Genomic DNA, 17,755 nt, shown 5'->3' on the forward strand with positions numbered 1-17,755 from the left:
CATCTCCCAAGGAGCCTGACATGGGCAATCAGCATGACACTACCGTTCAGCATGAAGGTGCCGCCTCAAATAGCCGGCGCCAACTTCTGAAAGCCGGCGCGGCACTCGCCGCTCTCCCGATCATGGCGGCCACCTCCGCGAGCGTACAGGCCGCGGACAACCAAACAACAACAGGTGCGATTGTGACCGACGCGAAAACCGAAGAATTCATCAACGGCATGGCCGACCTGATGGCACACTCTACCCGCACGCCTATCTTGCGGTGGCCGAACGAATACGGCATGGAATACGAAGAGATCTTCTTTCCCGCGATGGACGGCGTGACGATCGAGGGCTGGTTCATTCCCGCCGATTCTGACAGGTTGCTCATCTTCAACCACCCCATGCCCTGCAACCGCTATGGTTATCCCGGCCATCTTGATCCTTGGAAGAATTTCGGTGGCTTCGAGGCGAACTTCCTGCCGGAATACAAGATCCTGCATGACGCGGGCTACAACATCATTACCTACGACATGCGCAACCATGGCCGCAGCGGCACCGGCAGCGGTGGCGTCAACGCGCATGGTACGCTGGAATATCGCGACGTCATCGGTTCTTTGCGTTACGCCAAGTCGCGGCCCGACACCAAGGACATGAAGACCGCCCTTTACAGCCGTTGCCTGGGCGCCAACGCCACGATCGTTGGTATGTACAAGCACCCGGCGGAATTCACCCACATCAAGGCGATGATTGCACTGCAGCCCGTGACGCCGGCGGTCTTCGTCCAAACAGCGATGGAAAATCAGAAAATCGCAAATGGCGTCGAATTGTTCGACGCCGCTTACTGGAAGCGGACCGGCTATCACCTCGCGGACGTCTGGCCGATGGAATATGCCAAAGCCGTGACGGTTCCGACACTGGTGGCGCAGGTCCGCAATGATTTCCTGACCAAGCCGTCCAATGTGCAGGAGATCTACGACACCCTTTCCTCAAAGGACAAGAAACTCTTCTGGATCGAAGGCACTGACCAGCGTTTCGAGGGATACAACTACTTCGGACGAAATCCGCAGCTGGTGCTCGACTGGTTCGCCACGCACATCAATGTTGCCTAGCCAAAGAAGTCGCACGCCATAAACACGGACTTGAAGATCCAATCCTCCTGATAAAGGAGGATTGGATCTGGTGCGATTTACACTCAGCGACAGGAGGGTGACGGCCGGCGCATTCATAAATCCCATTTCTAAGTTCATGCAGATAGTATCATCTAATACTGCCCTGGCAGGTGATCTATCTTCGGTTCATCAAGAACAGGAGTTAGACATGAGCAAGGTTTGGTTTATCACAGGTGCAGGCAGCGGTATCGGCGCTGCAAGTGCCAGAGCGGCCCTGAAGGCTGGCGACCGCGTCGTCGCGACCGGCCGCAACCTCGGCAAGGTAACGAAGGCCCTCAGCGATATCGCGAGCGAGAACCTCGCGTTCGTGCAGCTGGATGTCACCAACGAGGCCGAAGCGAAAGCCGCCGCCGCCGAGGCAGCGAAAGCCTTCGGCCGCATCGACGTTCTATTGAACAATGCAGGCTATAGTCTGCTTGGTAACTTCGAGGAGCTGACCACGGCCGAAATCGACGGACTGATTGCCACCAATCTTTACGGCGTGGTCCACGTCATGCGCGCGGTGCTTCCCGTCATGCGCAAGCAACGTTCGGGCCGGATCATCAATATCAGCTCGCTTGCCGGCGTCATTGGTTTCAAGCATTGCAGTGCCTACAGCGCTGCCAAGTTCGCGGTCGAAGGACTGTCACAGGCTGTGGCCCAGGAAGTCGAACAATTCGGGATAAAGGTCACGGCCGTCGCGCCCGGCTTTTTCCGGACGGACCTGCTCGATGCGCAGAACGCCAAATACGCGACCAGCTCGATTGAGGACTATGCCGCCGAAGGCACGGCGGAAGCCATGTGGTCTGGCTATGACGGCAAGCAGCAGGGCGATCCGGCCAAGCTTGGCGATGCTCTCGTCAAGATCGCCGCCGTGGACAATCCCCCAAGACAGTTCCTGGCGGGAAGCGACGCCTTTGAGGCATACAAGCCCGCCCTCGAGGGCCAGCTCGAAGAGCTGCGCGCGTATGAGGCCTTGTCCAGGTCGACAGATGGTGCCTTCTGAAAATCGACCGGGCGACTTCGAGCCATGAGCTGAACGGCGCGCTGCAACAATATGCTGGCGCGACCGATAGGCGGGCTTGCTTCCGGCACGACCGGCTGGGCGGCGCGCTCGGTCGTGCTGGATGTTCCGGCCGACGCGGCCAGCATCCATTACGGTTTCCTGTTGAGGGGACACGGAAAGATACATGCACGGGGCTTCCGGCTCGAGAGGATTGCCGATAGTGTAGGCACGACCGAGGTCGCGCCCGATGTCACCGAACGGAAACATTTGCCGAAGCAGCCGGTCAATCTGGATTTCAGGCCTGTCGTGGGCTGAGGCTACAGGATCGGCCCGAAAATCGGAATCGATTTTCGGAAAGCCTGATGAGTAGAATCAAAAAGTTAAAACGTCTTTTGTGCGTCCGAACGGACGCACGGCTCTCGAACCCCCAGGGAGCCGATGTCGCTGTGTCGGCTCCCAACCCCGGACAAAAGCCATGTTTCACCTCAATCAATGCGCCCCTGACCGTCTTGCTGAATGAACTTGATCAGCATGAGACCAGCGCATTGGCTGAGCAGCCTGTCGCGCTCATCGCCAAGATCGTCTTGGAAGCGCCGACAAAGACGCTCATAGCTCTGATGGAACGGGGAGCCGGACAAGTATTTGGCTTCCATGCGCAAGCACGTTTCCTGCAACTCCCTGAGATCCGGCGATGTGTGCATGGCCGGCATCCTCTGCATGCGTTACTGGAATGAGAAGGACATTCACGATGTCAAATACACCGGTTACATGCGAGGTGCGCTATCGCCTCGATCCGCAAAAGCTCGCGGAATTCGAAGCCTATGCGCAGATCTGGATGGGGCTGATCGAGCGCTGCGGCGGGACGCATCACGGCTATTTCCTGCCGCGCGAAAGGCCCGATGGCACCGGCATGAGCTTTCCCGCTGCCGGGTCGGATGGAGCGGGCGATATTGCAATCGCACTCTTCACCTTTCCGGATGAGGAGAGCTATCTCAACTACCGCAGCAGCGTCGCCGCCGATCCTGAGGGTATCGCGGCCAATGCGCGCTTCGGAGACAATCCGCCCTTCAAGAGCTATGAACGCCTGTTTCTGCAGCCGCTGCCGCGCGAAGATTAGGCAAACTGAAGCTACAGTCGCCGACAGCAAACAGACAGCTTCGCCGCGCTACCCGATTGTTCGTCGCCCGCAAGGGGCAACAGCAAAAGGGTAAAATCATGAAGCTGAAACTAATCACTGCTATCGCAATCCTGTCATTCACGCCGGCTTTGGCGCTTGCAAGTCCAAGCTGCACCGGCGAGCCGAAATCCAAATGGATGCCCGAGGCGGCCATGAAGGCGAAGATCGAAGCCATGGGCTACAAGATCAAGACCTTCGAAATCACCGGCAATTGCTACGAAATCTACGGCCGCGACAAGAACGGCGAACGCGCCGAAGTTTATTTCAATCCGGCCTCCGGCGACATCGTCCAGAAGGGCGATTGAGCGATGGCGGCCATCTCGTCGAAGAAGGAGGGCGCTGCGCCCTCCGATACCGCCCGCCAGACGATCCGGGTCTGGGACCCGGTCGTCAGGCTGTTTCACTGGACCATCGTGACCGCCTGCACGCTCAACCTCTTCTTTCTCGAAGAGGGCAAATACTGGCACCGCTTCACGGGTTATGTCGTTGCTGCGGCAATCGTCATTCGTATTCTCTGGGGTTTCGTCGGTACAAAACACGCTCGCTTTTCCGATTTCCTGCCGACGCCGCGCAGGGTCATGGAGCAGATCCTCGATATGATCGATGGCAATGATAAACGTTACCTTGGTCACAATCCGCTGGCATCGGTTATGATGCTGCTCCTGATGGCATTGCTGGCGGCAACTGCGCTGACCGGCTGGATGACGACGCTCGACGCCTTCTGGGGCGAAAAGTGGCTGGAGAAACTGCACGGCACCATCGCAAACGGCATCATGGTGCTTGCCTTCGTCCATGCCGGTGCGGCCATCGTCGAAAGCTGGAGGCAAAGGGAAAATCTCGTCTGGTCGATGGTCACGGGTCGAAAGAAGGCATGAGGATACTGCTGATCGAGGATAGTCCCAGGCTTTGCGAACTGCTTTGCGAAGCCATCCGCGATGCCGGCTGGAAGATCGATGCCTTCGCGCTCGCGCAGGAGGGACGGCTTGCGTTGCAGGAAGCGGAATACGACCTGCTGCTTCTCGATCTCGGCCTGCCTGATGAGGACGGGATCGCCTTCCTGAGGTCGCTCCGGGCGACAAGGGTGCAGATGCCGGTTCTGGTGCTGACTGCGCGCGGGGCGATCGACGAACGCATTGCCGGGCTCGATGCCGGCGCTGATGACTATCTCGTAAAACCGTTTCACAATGGCGAGCTGATCGCCCGCATCCGCGCGCTGACGCGGCGCGCGCCGGCAACCATTATGCCGGTCCTGGAATATGCCGCACTTCAATATGATGTCGCCTCGCGCCGGGTGATCTGTGCCGGCGCCGAGATCGCGCTCGCGCCCTCGGAAAAGGGGCTGCTCGAACTGCTGATGCGCAATGGTGGCAGGGTGGTGCCAAAGCCGAAGATCGAGCACGCCTTCTCGGAGTTCGGCGACGAGCGCAGCAGCAATGCCGTCGAGCTTGCCGTTTCGAGACTGCGCAAGAAGCTGGAGGGGCACCCGACGAAGGCGCTGATCGAGACCGTCAGGGGTGTCGGCTACATGATGCGGGAGGCGCGCGCGTGAAGCAGATATCGCCGACACTGGGCGCGATCCTGGCGCGGCGGATCGCCTTCTTTGCGGTGCTGGCCATGGTGCTGCAACTCGCCGTGATCTTTTCCGACTATTACTGGAATGTCGGGGAGCTCTCGCGGCTCTTCGTGGAGCAGGAAACCGAGCGGCTCGCCTCCGGCATTGCTGTGGAGGATGGCACAATCCACTACCGGCTTCCCGAAAGTGTCGAGGGGCGCTACAGCGAGGCGCAGACCGGCTATGTGGCCCGCATCCGCGAGGCCGATGGCGGGCTGGTTTTCCAATCCTGCGATGCCGCCTGCGAGAGCCGCTTCCTGCCGCCTGATGTCAATCCTCCGGATTTCTGGCTGCGGTCGCTCAAGCCCGGCAAGCCGTTGACGCTCGTGGGCGGGCGGGCCTTTACGGTCGGCGGGCGGCGCTTCGTCGTCGATGTCGCGACGACGGGCGATCCGCAGGACGTGCTGTCGGACGTCTTCTGGAATGAGGTGATCGAACACATGATCGTGCCGATGAGCATTCTGCTGGTGCTCGTGCTCGGCGCCACCCTGCTTTCCGTGCGCCAGGCGCTGAAACCGGTACGGATTGCGGCCGAGGCGGCCGAACGGATCGACCCGATGGATTCCCGCTCGCATCTGCAATTTCAGGAAATGCCACGGGAAATCGCTCATCTTGCCGTGGCCGTCAACCGGGCCTTCGAGCGTGTCGGCGAGCTGATGAAATCCCAGAAGATCCTGACATCGGGCATCGCGCATGAGGTGCGCACGCCGCTTGCGGCAATCAAGCTGGAGCTCGGCCATATCGACCATCCACGGGCGCGAAAGGCCGAAGCCGATCTCGACGACCTCGTGCGCTTCGTCGGCCAGATCACCGCGCTCGCGAGGCTCGATACATTCGATCACGGCATGTTCGAGGAGGTCGACCTCGTGGCGCTTTCATCCAGCGTGGTGGAGCAGCTGGCGCCCTGGGTCTACGAGAACGATCACTCGCTGGAATTCTCCGCGCAGGTGGATGCCGCCATCGTGCAGGGTGTGCCGGCCTTGCTGAAGGATGCCGTGCGCAACCTGATCGACAATGCCGTCCGCCACACGCCCGCGCATACCGATATCGTCGTGCGGGTCAGCCGCAATCTGATCCGCGTCGAGGATCGGCATCTCGCCGGTATCCGGCAGGCGTGCGATGTCACAGCCCATGCGGACGGCCTTGGGATCGGCCTGAAGATCGTGGAGCGCATTGCCGCGATCCACCGGGGTTCGCTTCGCCGCTCTGCCGGCAGACAGGGCCACATCTTCGATCTGGAAGTCGGCACATAGCCGCGTCTGCACCACGCTTCCTTTACATCATCTGTTTTTCGAGGGTTCCATGATCAAATCCGTCGTTATTTCCGGCTGTTCGGGTGGCGGGAAATCAACATTGCTCGAAGAGCTTTCCCGGCGCGGTTATGCCACCGTCGAAGAGCCCGGACGCCGGATCGTGAGAGAGGAGCTGGCCGGGCAGGGCGCAGCCTTGCCCTGGGTCGATCCGGTGGCTTTTGCCCGGCGGGCGATCGCGATGGCGCTCGAGGATCAGAAACTGGCGGAGGCGCAGGCGGGCTGGACGTTTTTCGATCGCGGCCTGATCGATGCCGCCGCCGCGCTCCAGGCCGCTACCGGAGAAGCGGTGCTGGAGACGCTGCGGGACCGGCATCGTTATCACCAGACGGTGTTCCTGACGCCACCGTGGCCGGAGATCTATGTCAATGACCCGGAGCGACGGCACGGTTTTGAAGAGGCGGTTTCCGAATATGAACGGCTGAGTTCGGCCTATCCTGAAATCGCCTATGAACTCGTCATCCTGCCGAAGCTTGACGTTGTATCCCGCGCGGATTTTCTGCTGAGCCAGCTGCGGGCCTGATAATTTTCTCGGAACCGAGCTCGATCCCGCCCGTTCTTGATGCAACGCGGCAGCCTTATTCCCATCAATATCGTCTTGATATTCGCGTTGTTAACGTTTCGCCGGTTTTGGTTTGGGCAGCCCAGCGTTTCCGGCGACCTTGTCGTGTATCAGCTTCACAGCGTCCGAAATGGTGGGGCATTTTTCGGCCTCCGCGTCGCTGATGGAAACATTGAACTCCTCTTCGAACGCCATCACCAATTCCACAACGTCCAAGGAATCTCCGCCGAGATCCTCAACGAACCTCGCATTCGGAGACACCGCCGAACGATCGATGCCGAGGTGCTCGGTGACAACCTTCACAATTCGTCCGCAGATATTAGCAGTATCGGGTGCGGGGGCCGTCACCCCAACACACCAAGCCGGGGCGTTGGCAGATGACGCAGGCTCATCAGCAAATGCCAGGTCGGTGTTTGATGCCCACAATATCCCGAAGCAAGACACTGAAAGTGCTGTGGTCGCGCGCAAACGTCGTTCCGTCATTTTAGCCTCCATCGTGTAGCTATCGTTGCTCACAAATCGACGTCGGAGCACGATCCGGTGCGGCGGGAGATCAGGGTATTTGTCAGGCGCGGCTTAGAGCCGCCTTCCACGTGCTTGTGACCGAGTTTTAGTTGGGGGTCTCAAGAGCCTGTCTGGCTTGTCTCAGCCAGATCATCCGTCCCGGCAAATCACTTGACAAGGAGCTTCCACGGAAACGGCGCGCCGCGCCCGCCATGTCGCCCTCGTCAGCTGCAATATTGACCTGACGATCCTTCCAGATCGCACCTGCAATCGCCAGTCCTGTTTCGAGATCGTTCGCCAGATCCGGGGAATTTTCCAAGTCCGCGCCGATTTCCTGCCCGTAACGACGATAGTTTCCTCGCCCGGTGATGAAGAACAGGCTCCGTCCGCGATAACGCCAGCCGTCGCCGCTTTCGGCGGATCCGTTACCAAAGCGATTCGCGTAGACGAAATTCGCTATTGCTTCCGGCTTCCCGGCCAACTGTCGTGCGAGTTCATCGGAAGTGATCCTGCTTGTGAATATGCGGCGCAGGGCTGTCGCGCTGTATCCGAATTTCTCGACCTGCTGCTGAAAGCCGCCAGTTTCAAACGCGATCGACGCGATGAGGAACGCCAACCTGTTCGGCGTATTAATCTCGTATTTTTCAAGAATGTCGCGGCGTTTTAGAAGCACGTCGACAAACGACACATTACCGTGTGTGAAGGTTATCAGCTTGTCGCGATCAAGGCTTTGAAGAAACGCGGCAATACTGACATTGGCGACTGCGGGCCGCGGGGTTTCAGCAACCTGGTCCAGCGAGGCGCTGGAAAAAGCCCAACGTCCGGCGCGCACCAGGCCGTTGACATACATTGGGAGCTGGGCGGTATCCGTGTCGGCATAGACACGTGTTTGGACATCGTCAAATATCAGTGAGACCGGTTCGGATGCTTGCTTTTGCAGCGCCTCGATGAGGCGATTTGAGAATGGGCTGCTCGTGAGACCAGGGCCTTCGTCGGCTGTAGTACCGCTTCTGGTGGCATAGGCGATGAAAACACTGCCATGCAGCCCCATGTCATGGAGCCCCTTGGGGACTTTGGGGTCCTTGTCGTCTTCGAACCAATCACGACATGCGTCCAATACAAGGATGTTAACGTCGTTGTTGGCATCCTCCATGGCTTTGAAGAGTGACGCAATCTGCACGCCTCCGGTCCGCACCATATCCGCCGTAGCGGGGTCAAGGTCGATCGGCAGCATATAGTTGATACCGAATGCGTCTTGGGCGGCGTGACCGGAATAGTAGATGAACGAAACGACATTGGGGCCAGAGGCGCGCAGCTCTCCTTCGAAATCGTTGATCGCCTTGTCCAATCGGCGTTGATCGAGATCCTGCGTGGACGGGAATATCTGAAATCCCAAACTACTGAGAGTTTGTCTCAGCCTTTCAGCATCGCTAACGGCATTTGGCAGTGGGTCTGCATAGCTGTAAGCGCCGTTGCCGATCACGAGCGCAATACGCTTTGGAGGCGGCGTCGCAGCGCCCGAGCAAACCAAGACAGCCGCCAATACTATGAGTTTGCGCTTTAACATTGGTCGATGAACTCGCTTTTGCCCCTATCGGAAATTCAACCCGGAGAGCGACGTCCTTTTTCGAACAGGATCGCTTCAGCATCGCGGCGTATGAGAAGCCCGCGGGCGTTGGGATCGTTTTTCCATAAGCGCTTCATCGATCGGATACGGTCGGGAATATCGTCAAACGTCCTGTTTTTCATCATCTGCTGAATTTCGTACATCTCGACCCGGCGCTTGCTATTTCGAGAGACCGACGACCCCCTGTTATAGACGAGCGAGACCAAGGCGCCGAAGGACAAGTCAGATAATTCTCCGCAATTTGGAAAGACTTTCTCCGTCTCGTCAGTTGGATAGGGAAGGAAATTTAAAAACTGTTCTTCTGCCATGTTCCAGTGTATTTCGACGTCGCGGACGGACGTAAGCGAGCGACTTGCTTTAGATCCTCCGAATCCGGCTACAGAGTAGAGCAAATTCCGATCGGCCTGTGACAGCTTTGGCCAATCTCGATCTATGTAGTGCTTGTTTGCGAACCTGAGATCGTAACCCACGCCAATTGTCACTCCAGACTCGCCCTTGGGCCAAATGGGTCGACGATAGCGTGCCTCATAGACGGTAGGGCTTGCGACTTCGAACGCTATAATCATATCGGTCACGGGCTTTATGAGTTTTCGTTTGGAAGGCGTTCCGTGCCCGACACCTCTCGATACCGAAGGTTCTCGGTAGAGCCAGCTATTCTCTACAAGTGAGGGGTCAGAACTGAGCTCTCTGAGAAGTTTATTTAGCGGATCTTCTTGCGCAAAAGCCCTCTCGGAGCCCAGAATCATAGTAGCAGTCGCAGCAGTAATACCAGCAAGAAAGTCTCGCCTGTCCATGACAGCTCTCCGATTTTGCAATGACCGCGTTATACGAAATCTCTCAATTGAAGTCACGCGCTATCAGTGTATTTTTACCTATCTTAAATAATTATAAAATCAGAAATATGTATTGTTCTGTGACAACGCACGTTTTTCTATACATCTGTCGCCATTCCATCCCATGATGACGTACGAACTGAGGCGAACATTATGAATGCTTCGTCTTTGTTCTTATCAAGCAGCTTGGACGAGTAATGCAGATGCGCCGTGCCGAGGCGCGCAAGCGATCCGGTCTCCCGCTTCATTGCGACACGCTTCAGCTGCCTTCCGATGCGGTTCTGAGATAGCCGATGACGGCGCGTTTGACGCGTAGCGCCAGCCCGTTCCTGTCCTCCTCGCCATGTTCGCCGGCGGCATCGATCATGCCCTTGATGATCGCCACCACATCGCGCGCAGCGACATCGATATCGGGCTGCGGCGGCATATCCGGCCGCAGCAGCGTATCGCGGGTGAGCTCGAAGAAGCGTTGCTTGATCTGCTCGGTCTCGGCATCGAGCGGCAGGCGCGCCTCTTCATAATCCAGCAGGCGGGCAAGGGTAGGGCGTTCAAGCTGGAGGTGGACGCATGGGTTGATGAGGGCAGAGAGCGCCTCTTGGCCCGTCGGCCGATCGGCAGCACTTTCCGCATCTCCGACCAGTGACATCGTCTGCCGCAGGATCAGCGCGCCGATCAGCGCATCCTTGCGCGGGAAATATTGGTAGAGCGAACCGACGCTGACGCCGGCCTTTTCCGCGACCGCATTGGTGGAAAAACCCTCGTGGCCGCGCTCCTCCAGAATGCGAGCCGCGGCCTCGACGATCGCGCTTACCGTGACAAGCGAGCGAGCCTGTTTGGGCGCTTTTCTGGGCGAGGAGCGGCTCTCGTAGGGGCTTTCGGACATTGCTGGAAACGGGGCCTGAAATGCGAGTAGCGGGAAAGCGAGTTATCGCTCACATTACCGGCGTCAGATCAAGCGCACAAGCGATCGGGCAACACAGCAGGATCTGAGATCTTCTAGCGCCTTACCAGGACCGGTGACGCGCATGCGACTTGCTATGTTTGCGATCACCCGCGCTGCAGGAACAGGAGAGTCACACATGTCAAACGAGACCAAGACCGCCATCGTCACCGGCGCATCCAGGGGCATCGGTGCGGCGATCGCCAGGCGGCTCGCAACCGATGGCTTCCATACCGTCGTCAATTATGCGGCAAATGCCGCCCAGGCCGAAGAGGTGGTTGCGGCCATCGCGGCGGCCAGCGGCCGGGCGCTTGCGCTCCGCGCTGATGTCTCCGACCCACAGGCGGTCGCCGACCTCTTCGAGCGCACCGAAGCGGAATTCGGAACCGTCGACGTGCTCGTCAACAATGCCGGCGTCACCACTTTCGGCCCGCTCTCCGACGTGAGCGACGAAGACTACCATCGCCTGATCGCCGTGAACCTCACCGGCACCTTCAACGGTATGCGCGAGGGTGCAAGGCGGGTGCGCGAGGGCGGCCGTATCATCAATCTCTCCACCAGCATCATCGGCCATTATTCACCGGGCAATGCCGTCTACACGGCGACCAAGGCGGCTGTGGAAGCGATGACGCGTATCCTTGCAAAGGAACTCGGCTCCCGCCGTATCACCGTCAATGCCGTGGCGCCCGGGCCGGTTGCGACCGAACTGCTGCTCGCCGGCCGCTCCCCGGAGCTGATCCAGCGCCTGACCAACGAGATCCCTCTCGGCCGGCTCGGGCAGCCGGAGGACATTGCCCGGATCGTGTCGTTTCTGGCGAGCGCTGAGAGCGGCTGGGTCAATGGGCAGGTGATCCGCGCGAATGGCGGGCGGAACTGATGGGAGGGCTGGGCTTCATCCTGCGGGCAGGGCATAGCCGGTCGGGCTCAATTGCTCGAGCACGTTGAGGACCGTCCAGTCGGCAGCCGCCGCCGCCCAATCCGCCATGTCCGGCTTGCCCTGCACCCGCCCCGCGACCGCCAGCGCCGTCTGTCGCGCGAGCGCATGGATGGCGATCTGCGTGGCCGCGCAGCCCGCCATTCCATAGGCTTGCGCCACGACCTCCAGTCGCCGGATCTGCTCGTCGCCCGTATAGGCGTCGTCCCCAAGGTCGAGCCAGGCAAAGGCGAAATAACCGAGATCCCAGAGGCGCAGGCCGGGAGCGAGCGTGTCGAAATCGATCAGGCCGCACGGCAGGCGATCACGGAACACCGCGTTCGGCGGACCCCAGTCGTTGTGGCACATGACTTCCGCGCCAGTGTCCAGGACGAGCGGAAAATCCGCAGTCGCGTCGTGGAAACGCCTGAGGAGGCGAGCAGCGGCTGCAAGCTGGGCATCATCGAAATGGCCGAGATCGTCAGGCACATGGCCGGGAATGAAGCTCAGCACTTCGCGCTGCTGATCGTCCACGCCCAAGAAGCGTGGGACGGCATCAAAGCCACGCTCTTCGAGGTGAAGGAGAAGACCATGCACATGCGCCCGGTCCCTCGTGACCGGGCGCCTGACGGTCTCCCCGACCCGAACCACGCCGGCAGTAATGCGACCGCCGGTCAACGGCGTTTCTTCCGTGCTCATCCGACAAGACTAGCCGCAATCCATGAAGGGAGGAATGGTCCGTTTACCAAGCACGGGATTATCCAAGAATCCGATGACGGTATGGTTTCTTCCGCCTCGGCGCCGGGGAGGCAACCTGCCGAACAGACGTTTCAACGTCGGCCGGCTGCCGCATAAAAGAGATAATCCTCCTGCTGCTTGACACGAAAAACGGCGGCGCGCATAAAAACCATATGGGGTTGCGATCACCCCACGAGGCGACATGCCGAAGAATCGCGTCCATCGAAACCGAACAACGGAGGGACGCGTCATGCCTTCATTTCTCGAAATATCTTCAGATAAGCTCGCCCGTATCGTCGGCACACCCAATGCGCCTGTCATCGTCGATGTGCGCACCGAGGAGGATCTTGCCCGCGATCCGCGGCTTGTGCCGGGCTCGATCCGGAAATCTCACACCGATGTCACGGAATGGGCTGCTGGCTTCATCGGCCCGGTCATCGTCGTCTGCCAGGCGGGCGGCAAGCTCAGCCATGGGGTGGCCGCCCATATCAGGCATGCCGGGGGTGCTGCGGAGGTGCTGGAAGGTGGCTTCGAAGCCTGGATAGGCTCCGGCGGCGTGGCCGTGCCCGTCGACAAGCTGCCGCCGCGCGACCGGCAGGGACGGACCGTCTGGGTCACGCGCGCGCGTCCGAAGATCGACCGCATCGCCTGTCCTTGGCTCATCCGGCGTTTCGTCGATCCCTCGGCGGTCTTTCTTTTCGTGCCGACATCAGACGTCGCCCTGGTTGCCGAACGCTTCGGCGCCATGCCGTTCGATATCGAGGAGGTCTTCTGGAGCCACCGCGGCGAGCTCTGCACCTTCGATGTAATGATCGAGGAATTCGGCCTTGCTTCAGAGCCGATGTTGAGGCTTGCAACGATCGTCCGCGGCGCCGATACCGCCCGGCCGGACCTTGCCCCTGAAGTGGCCGGCCTGCTGGCCGCATCGCTCGGCCTGTCGCGCATGTTTGTTGACGATCTCAAGCAGCTGGATGCCGGCATGCTGCTCTATGATGCCTTCTACCGCTGGTGCCGCGATGCCACGGACGAAACGCACAACTGGCCTTCCGCGAAAAAGGGAGGCTAACGTGACCAGTGCCGTCACCCATGCGACGCCCGATACAGGCGCGTCGCCAAGCCCGCATGGCGTTACCTTCGGCGAGGCCTTTCGTGTCTGGCTGCGCGTTGCAGCCCTCAGCTTCGGCGGACCGGCCGGGCAGATCGCCGTCATGCATCGCATCGTCGTCGATGAGAAGAAGTGGATCGGCGAACAGCGCTTCCTGCATGCGCTGAACTATTGCATGCTGCTTCCGGGACCGGAGGCGCAGCAGCTTGCCATCTATATCGGCTGGCTGATGCACCGGACTGCCGGCGGTCTGGTTGCGGGCATCCTGTTCGTGCTTCCGGGCTTCCTGTCCATACTGGCCCTGAGCTACCTCTACGTGACCCTCGGCAGCGTCGATGCCGTCGAGGGGCTGTTCTTCGGCCTGAAGGCGGCCGTGCTTGCCGTCGTCATTCAGGCGGTCGTCAGGGTCGGCGGCCGCGCGCTGAAGAACAGGGCGATGATCGGGATAGCGGCCGCCGCCTTCCTGGCGATCTTCGTCCTCCATGTGCCTTTTCCGGTTATCATCCTCTCAGCCGCCATCATCGGCTTCCTGGGATCGAAGTCGGGCTCCCGCCTGTTCCAGAGCGGCGGCGGGCACAGGTCGGCGGGCGGCGCGGTTCTGTCCGACGCCGACGCGCTGCTCGGAGAGGAGATACCTGATCACGCGCGACCGAACCTCCGCTGGTCGCTGAGGATCTCGTCGGTGCTGCTGATGCTCTGGCTGCTGCCGCTGCTGCTGCTCTATCTCTTCCTCGGACCCGACGATATCTTTACGCAGATCGGCGTCTTCTTCAGCAAGATGGCGATGGTGACTTTCGGCGGCGCCTACGCCGTGCTTGCCTATGTCGCGCAGGAAGCCGTCCAGCATTTCGGATGGCTGAAGCCCACCGAGATGCTCGATGGTCTGGGCATGGCGGAAACGACGCCCGGGCCGCTGATCATGGTTCTCCAGTTCGTCGGCTTCATGGGAGCCTATCGTGATCCCGGCAGCCTGAATCCGATGACCGCAGCCACGATCGCCGCCGTCCTGACGACATGGGTAACCTTCGTTCCCTGCTTTCTCTGGATCTTCCTCGGCGCTCCCTTCATCGAGAAGCTGCGCGGCAATGCTGCGTTGGCAGGCGCGATGTCGGCCATCACGGCGGCCGTCGTCGGCGTCATCCTCAATCTCGCGATCTGGTTCGGCCTGCACTTCCTGTTCCGGAGCGCCGAAGTTCACAGCCTTGGACCTTTCTCGATCGAGCTGCCCGTCTGGGCGTCGCTGTCGCTGCCATCGCTGCTACTGAGCCTTGCGGCAGCGATCGCGATTTTCAGGTTCAAGCTGGCGGTCATTCCGGTCCTGCTAGGCTGCGCAGTGGCCGGGATGGTCTGGCCGGCCTGAGGTTCACCGGCAGCCGCATCATCGGAAGAACCGATGGCACCATCGGTTTCTTCCGTTTTTCTTCCGGCCCGGCGCACGGCATCTGCTCTCCCAGCCAAGAAGGAGATGCAGATGACGGACATCAAAATAGAAGGCGCAGAGATTATCGTCGTGGGCGGCAGTTCCGGCATGGGGCTGGCGCTGGCGCAGCGGCTGCTGGCCGAGGGGGCGCGGGTGACGATTGCCGGGCGCAGTGCCGAGAGGCTTAAGGCGGCGCGGCGGGAGCTCGGCGATCCTGCTGATCTTAAGACCGCTGTCCTCGATCTCACGCGGGAGGAGGAGATTGCGACCTTCTTCCGCGATTGCGGGCCGATCGATCATATCGTCAGCACGGCTGCGGATATCGAGGGGGCTTACCAGCTTCTGCCGGATCTGCAGCTTTCGGCGGCTCAGCGGGTTATCGAGAGCAAGTTCTACGGGCCGCTGCTGCTCGCCAAATACGGCGCGCCGTGCCTCCCGCCGTCTGGCTCGATCACCTATACGTCAGGCGTGGCGGCCTACCGGCCGGCGGCGCGGGGTTCGGTTGTTGCAGCCGTCAATGCGGCGCTGGAAGGGCTGGTGCGGGCGCTTGCCGTGGAGCTTGCGCCTCTGCGCATCAACGCGGTATCGCCGGGATGGGTGGATACGCCGATCTGGAGTTTCGTTGCCGGTGACGCCAAGCAGGCGACGTTGGACGCGATGGCGAAGCGCTTGCCGGTGGGCCGTGTCGGCCGTCCAAAGGATATCGCCGATGCGATCCGCTTCCTGATCGGCAACGGCTTTACGACAGGCACTATCCTGCACGTCGAAGGCGGGCATCGGCTGGCCTGACCGACCGGAAATCCTCGCTCGCCGATGCGAGTAATAGGGAAAGCGCCGGCGGCTGCACCCGCCGGCGCCGCCACAGCATGATGAGCGAGGCGGTGGGCGTGTCGCCCGGCCAGGGCAGTTCCGCGACATCGCCGCGCTCGACGGCCGGATTGGCGGCCAGACGCGGGACAAGACCGTAACCAGCGCCGGAGGCAACGAGGCGGATGATCGTCTGGATGCTGTCGGCCTGGGTGACGATATCGGGCGCGGCAATGCCTGCTTCGGCAAATGCCGTATCGAACAGGCGGCGATAGACACAACCGGTTTCCGTGGCGATGAAGGGTAGCTGGCTCAGGTCCGCAAGGTTCCCGGGCGGCATCGCCCCGGCATTGCGGCTTGCAATCAGCATCAGCGGTTCGCGCGAGAGGAGGCGCGTCACGAACCGCTCGTCCTGCTCTCCGCGATCGAAGGTGAAGGCGATGTCGATCGAGCCGTCTTCCAGCCGTCGTTGTAATTCACCGCTGCCAGCGATCTTCAGCGTCAGGCCGACATCGGCATGGACCGCGCGAAAGTGCGTCAGGAAGGGCGCGAGCTTCTCCGCCGCGATGGTTTCTAGCGTGCCGATCACAAGTGTCTGTCCGCCAAGACCGGCGGCGGCACGGATCGCCGCTTTCGCCTCGTCGTTCAGCGCCAGGATCTCCTCGGCATAGGCTTTCAGCGTGTCACCGGCCGGTGTCAGCGTCACCCCCTGTCGGGAGCGCTCGAAAAGCTGTACGCCCAATTCCTCTTCGAGCACCTGTATCTGGTCGCTGAGGCTCGACTGGGCGAGGTTCGCGTCGCCGGCGGCACGGGTGAAATTGCCGTGCCTTGCGACCGCAAGGAAGGTTTTCAATTGTCGTGGGTTCATCTCGGGCTCCGTGCTCCCCAGCAAGGATGGGCACTCCCTGCCTATATCAGGCGGTGGTGCGAAGAGGGAGTCTCTCCGCCTGGCCGTCACCTCCGCGCCGGGTCCAGCAATGTTGACGGCAGCCGTCGGTTTGGCCAAGCTGCGGCGGTATTTGCAAGCAAAAGGGAGCCTTGCCGATGCCGCCCTCAGAGACATCCGTGATTGACTGGTTGCTCGCCTCCGACCCGGCCATCCGCTGGCAGGTGCTGCGCGATCTGCTGGATGCGCCCGAACCCGTCTGGTCCGCCGAACGGCAGAAGGTGGAGCGGGAAGGGTGGGGTGCCAGACTATTGTCCTTTCAGGATGCCGATGGGCAATGGGCGGGCGGCTCGTTCCTGCCCAGCGATTTCACGCGCGAGGAATGGCAGGCGACCGGCCAGCCCTGGACGGCGACGAATTTTTCGCTGACGCAGCTTCGTGAATTCGGGCTCGATCCGCGCTCCGAGAGCGCAAGGAGAACTGTCGCGCTCATCGGCGCCAATTGCCGCTGGGACGAAGGCGGGCAGCCCTTCTGGGAGGGCGAGGTGGAGGAATGCATCAATGGCCGCACGGTTGGCGACGGCGCCTATTTCGGTGTCGATGTTTCGCCCATCGTAGAAAGATTGCTCGGCGAGCGGCAGTCGGATGGCGGCTGGAACTGCGAGCGGGCGAATGGCTCGATGCGCTCGTCCTTCCACACAACGATCAATGTGCTGGAAGGGTTACTGGAACATGAGCGGGCAACCGGCGGCACGGAGCAATCGCGCGAGGCAAGACGGTCGGGAGAGGATTATCTGTTGGCGCGGCACCTGATGCGGCGGCTCAGCACCGGCGAACCGGTCGACGAGAAGTTCATGCAGTTCCTGCACCCGAACCGCTGGCGCTTCGATGTGCTGCGGGCGCTCGATTACTTTCGCGCCTCAAGCCTGCTGACAGGGGCTGCGCCCGATATGCGGCTGAAGGAGGCAATTGAATACCTCCGCCTGCGGCGATTGGAGGATGGACGCTGGCCGCTCGACTGGCGTGTGTCCGGCAGGGCCTGGTTCGTGATGGATGACGGAGAGGGAGAGCCCTCACGCTGGGTGACGCTCAGGGCGCTCAGGGTGTTGAAATGGTGGGATTGCCGGCAGGCTGAACATGCCGTAGCGTGAAGCCGTTGCGACATCCGGCATTGTCTTGGGCAAT

21 protein-coding genes are annotated in these 17,755 nt (G+C 60.7%); 15 read left to right on the top strand and 6 right to left on the bottom strand.

What is annotated here, in order from left to right:
* The first annotated feature begins 20 nt into the window (after positions 1–20).
* From AB4Z13_RS02490 to AB4Z13_RS02535, 10 genes are all read left to right on the top strand, one after another.
* A complete protein-coding gene (locus AB4Z13_RS02490; protein ID WP_442205719.1) occupies positions 21–1,091 on the top strand; it encodes an alpha/beta hydrolase family protein in 1,071 nt (356 codons plus the stop codon).
* Between the two features lie 208 nt (positions 1,092–1,299).
* Positions 1,300–2,136 (top strand): SDR family NAD(P)-dependent oxidoreductase, encoded by an 837-nt coding sequence (locus tag AB4Z13_RS02495; RefSeq protein ID WP_439015233.1) that lies wholly within the window; start codon positions 1,300–1,302, stop codon positions 2,134–2,136.
* A gap of 51 nt (positions 2,137–2,187) precedes the next feature.
* Complete coding sequence (locus AB4Z13_RS02500; protein ID WP_439015232.1) at positions 2,188–2,451, top strand: hypothetical protein; 264 nt, start codon at positions 2,188–2,190, stop codon at positions 2,449–2,451.
* 47 nt (positions 2,452–2,498) lie between these two features.
* A complete protein-coding gene (locus tag AB4Z13_RS02505) occupies positions 2,499–2,870 on the top strand; it encodes a hypothetical protein (RefSeq protein WP_439015231.1) in 372 nt (123 codons plus the stop codon).
* Between the two features lie 14 nt (positions 2,871–2,884).
* Positions 2,885–3,253, top strand: coding sequence for an NIPSNAP family protein (locus AB4Z13_RS02510; RefSeq protein WP_442205720.1), 369 nt, complete (start codon positions 2,885–2,887; stop codon positions 3,251–3,253).
* A 98-nt stretch (positions 3,254–3,351) separates the two neighbouring features.
* Positions 3,352–3,618: a PepSY domain-containing protein gene (locus AB4Z13_RS02515; RefSeq protein WP_442205721.1), complete on the top strand. Its 267-nt coding sequence runs from the start codon at positions 3,352–3,354 to the stop codon at positions 3,616–3,618.
* A gap of 3 nt (positions 3,619–3,621) precedes the next feature.
* Positions 3,622–4,188, top strand: a complete 567-nt coding sequence (locus AB4Z13_RS02520; protein WP_442205722.1) for a cytochrome b/b6 domain-containing protein — start codon at positions 3,622–3,624, stop codon at positions 4,186–4,188.
* Positions 4,185–4,862: a response regulator transcription factor gene (locus AB4Z13_RS02525; protein WP_442205723.1), complete on the top strand. Its 678-nt coding sequence runs from the start codon at positions 4,185–4,187 to the stop codon at positions 4,860–4,862. The genes AB4Z13_RS02520 and AB4Z13_RS02525 overlap by 4 nt, the downstream gene beginning before the upstream one ends.
* Positions 4,859–6,178: an ATP-binding protein gene (locus AB4Z13_RS02530; RefSeq protein WP_442205724.1), complete on the top strand. Its 1,320-nt coding sequence runs from the start codon at positions 4,859–4,861 to the stop codon at positions 6,176–6,178. The genes AB4Z13_RS02525 and AB4Z13_RS02530 overlap by 4 nt, the downstream gene beginning before the upstream one ends.
* A 49-nt stretch (positions 6,179–6,227) precedes the next feature.
* Positions 6,228–6,758: an AAA family ATPase gene (locus tag AB4Z13_RS02535; protein WP_442205725.1), complete on the top strand. Its 531-nt coding sequence runs from the start codon at positions 6,228–6,230 to the stop codon at positions 6,756–6,758.
* 90 nt (positions 6,759–6,848) lie between these two features.
* Here the strand turns inward: AB4Z13_RS02535 and AB4Z13_RS02540 are convergent, their stop codons facing one another.
* From AB4Z13_RS02540 to AB4Z13_RS02555, 4 genes are all read right to left on the bottom strand, one after another.
* A complete protein-coding gene (locus AB4Z13_RS02540) occupies positions 6,849–7,145 on the bottom strand; it encodes an acyl carrier protein (RefSeq protein WP_442205913.1) in 297 nt (98 codons plus the stop codon).
* Positions 7,146–7,407: 262 nt separating this feature from the next.
* Positions 7,408–8,868: a caspase family protein gene (locus tag AB4Z13_RS02545; protein WP_442205726.1), complete on the bottom strand. Its 1,461-nt coding sequence runs from the start codon at positions 8,866–8,868 to the stop codon at positions 7,408–7,410.
* A gap of 35 nt (positions 8,869–8,903) precedes the next feature.
* A complete protein-coding gene (locus tag AB4Z13_RS02550) occupies positions 8,904–9,722 on the bottom strand; it encodes a twin-arginine translocation signal domain-containing protein (RefSeq protein ID WP_442205727.1) in 819 nt (272 codons plus the stop codon).
* A 298-nt stretch (positions 9,723–10,020) separates the two neighbouring features.
* Positions 10,021–10,644, bottom strand: coding sequence for a TetR/AcrR family transcriptional regulator (locus AB4Z13_RS02555; RefSeq protein WP_442205728.1), 624 nt, complete (start codon positions 10,642–10,644; stop codon positions 10,021–10,023).
* Positions 10,645–10,840: 196 nt separating this feature from the next.
* On the opposite strand from AB4Z13_RS02555, the gene AB4Z13_RS02560 reads away from it, so the two are divergent.
* Positions 10,841–11,578, top strand: a complete 738-nt coding sequence (locus tag AB4Z13_RS02560) for an SDR family oxidoreductase (protein WP_442205729.1) — start codon at positions 10,841–10,843, stop codon at positions 11,576–11,578.
* Between the two features lie 15 nt (positions 11,579–11,593).
* On the opposite strand, the gene AB4Z13_RS02565 is transcribed toward AB4Z13_RS02560, so the two are convergent.
* Positions 11,594–12,313, bottom strand: coding sequence for a phosphotransferase (locus AB4Z13_RS02565; protein WP_113321533.1), 720 nt, complete (start codon positions 12,311–12,313; stop codon positions 11,594–11,596).
* Between the two features lie 289 nt (positions 12,314–12,602).
* Here AB4Z13_RS02565 and AB4Z13_RS02570 point away from each other — a divergent pair, with 289 nt between their 5' ends.
* The 3 genes from AB4Z13_RS02570 (at position 12,603) to AB4Z13_RS02580 (ending at position 15,666) form a co-directional block, all read left to right on the top strand.
* Positions 12,603–13,418, top strand: coding sequence for a chromate resistance protein ChrB domain-containing protein (locus tag AB4Z13_RS02570; RefSeq protein WP_442205730.1), 816 nt, complete (start codon positions 12,603–12,605; stop codon positions 13,416–13,418).
* A gap of 1 nt (position 13,419) precedes the next feature.
* On the top strand, positions 13,420–14,817 hold the full coding sequence (gene chrA / locus AB4Z13_RS02575; RefSeq protein WP_442205731.1) for a chromate efflux transporter: 1,398 nt from the start codon (positions 13,420–13,422) through the stop codon (positions 14,815–14,817).
* Positions 14,818–14,928: 111 nt separating this feature from the next.
* A complete protein-coding gene (locus AB4Z13_RS02580; protein ID WP_442205732.1) occupies positions 14,929–15,666 on the top strand; it encodes an SDR family oxidoreductase in 738 nt (245 codons plus the stop codon).
* Here AB4Z13_RS02580 and AB4Z13_RS02585 read toward each other — a convergent pair.
* On the bottom strand, positions 15,629–16,552 hold the full coding sequence (locus AB4Z13_RS02585; RefSeq protein WP_442205733.1) for a LysR family transcriptional regulator: 924 nt from the start codon (positions 16,550–16,552) through the stop codon (positions 15,629–15,631). The two genes, AB4Z13_RS02580 and AB4Z13_RS02585, sit on opposite strands and share 38 nt — an antisense overlap.
* A 176-nt stretch (positions 16,553–16,728) precedes the next feature.
* On the opposite strand from AB4Z13_RS02585, the gene AB4Z13_RS02590 reads away from it, so the two are divergent.
* The gene (locus tag AB4Z13_RS02590) at positions 16,729–17,721 is read left to right on the top strand and encodes a squalene cyclase (protein WP_439015219.1); all 993 of its coding nucleotides are present in this window, start codon (positions 16,729–16,731) and stop codon (positions 17,719–17,721) included.
* Positions 17,722–17,755 lie beyond the last annotated feature (34 nt).

The sequence above is a fragment of the Rhizobium sp. YAF28 genome (assembly GCF_052113285.1).
In the GTDB taxonomy this organism is placed as follows: domain Bacteria; phylum Pseudomonadota; class Alphaproteobacteria; order Rhizobiales; family Rhizobiaceae; genus Rhizobium.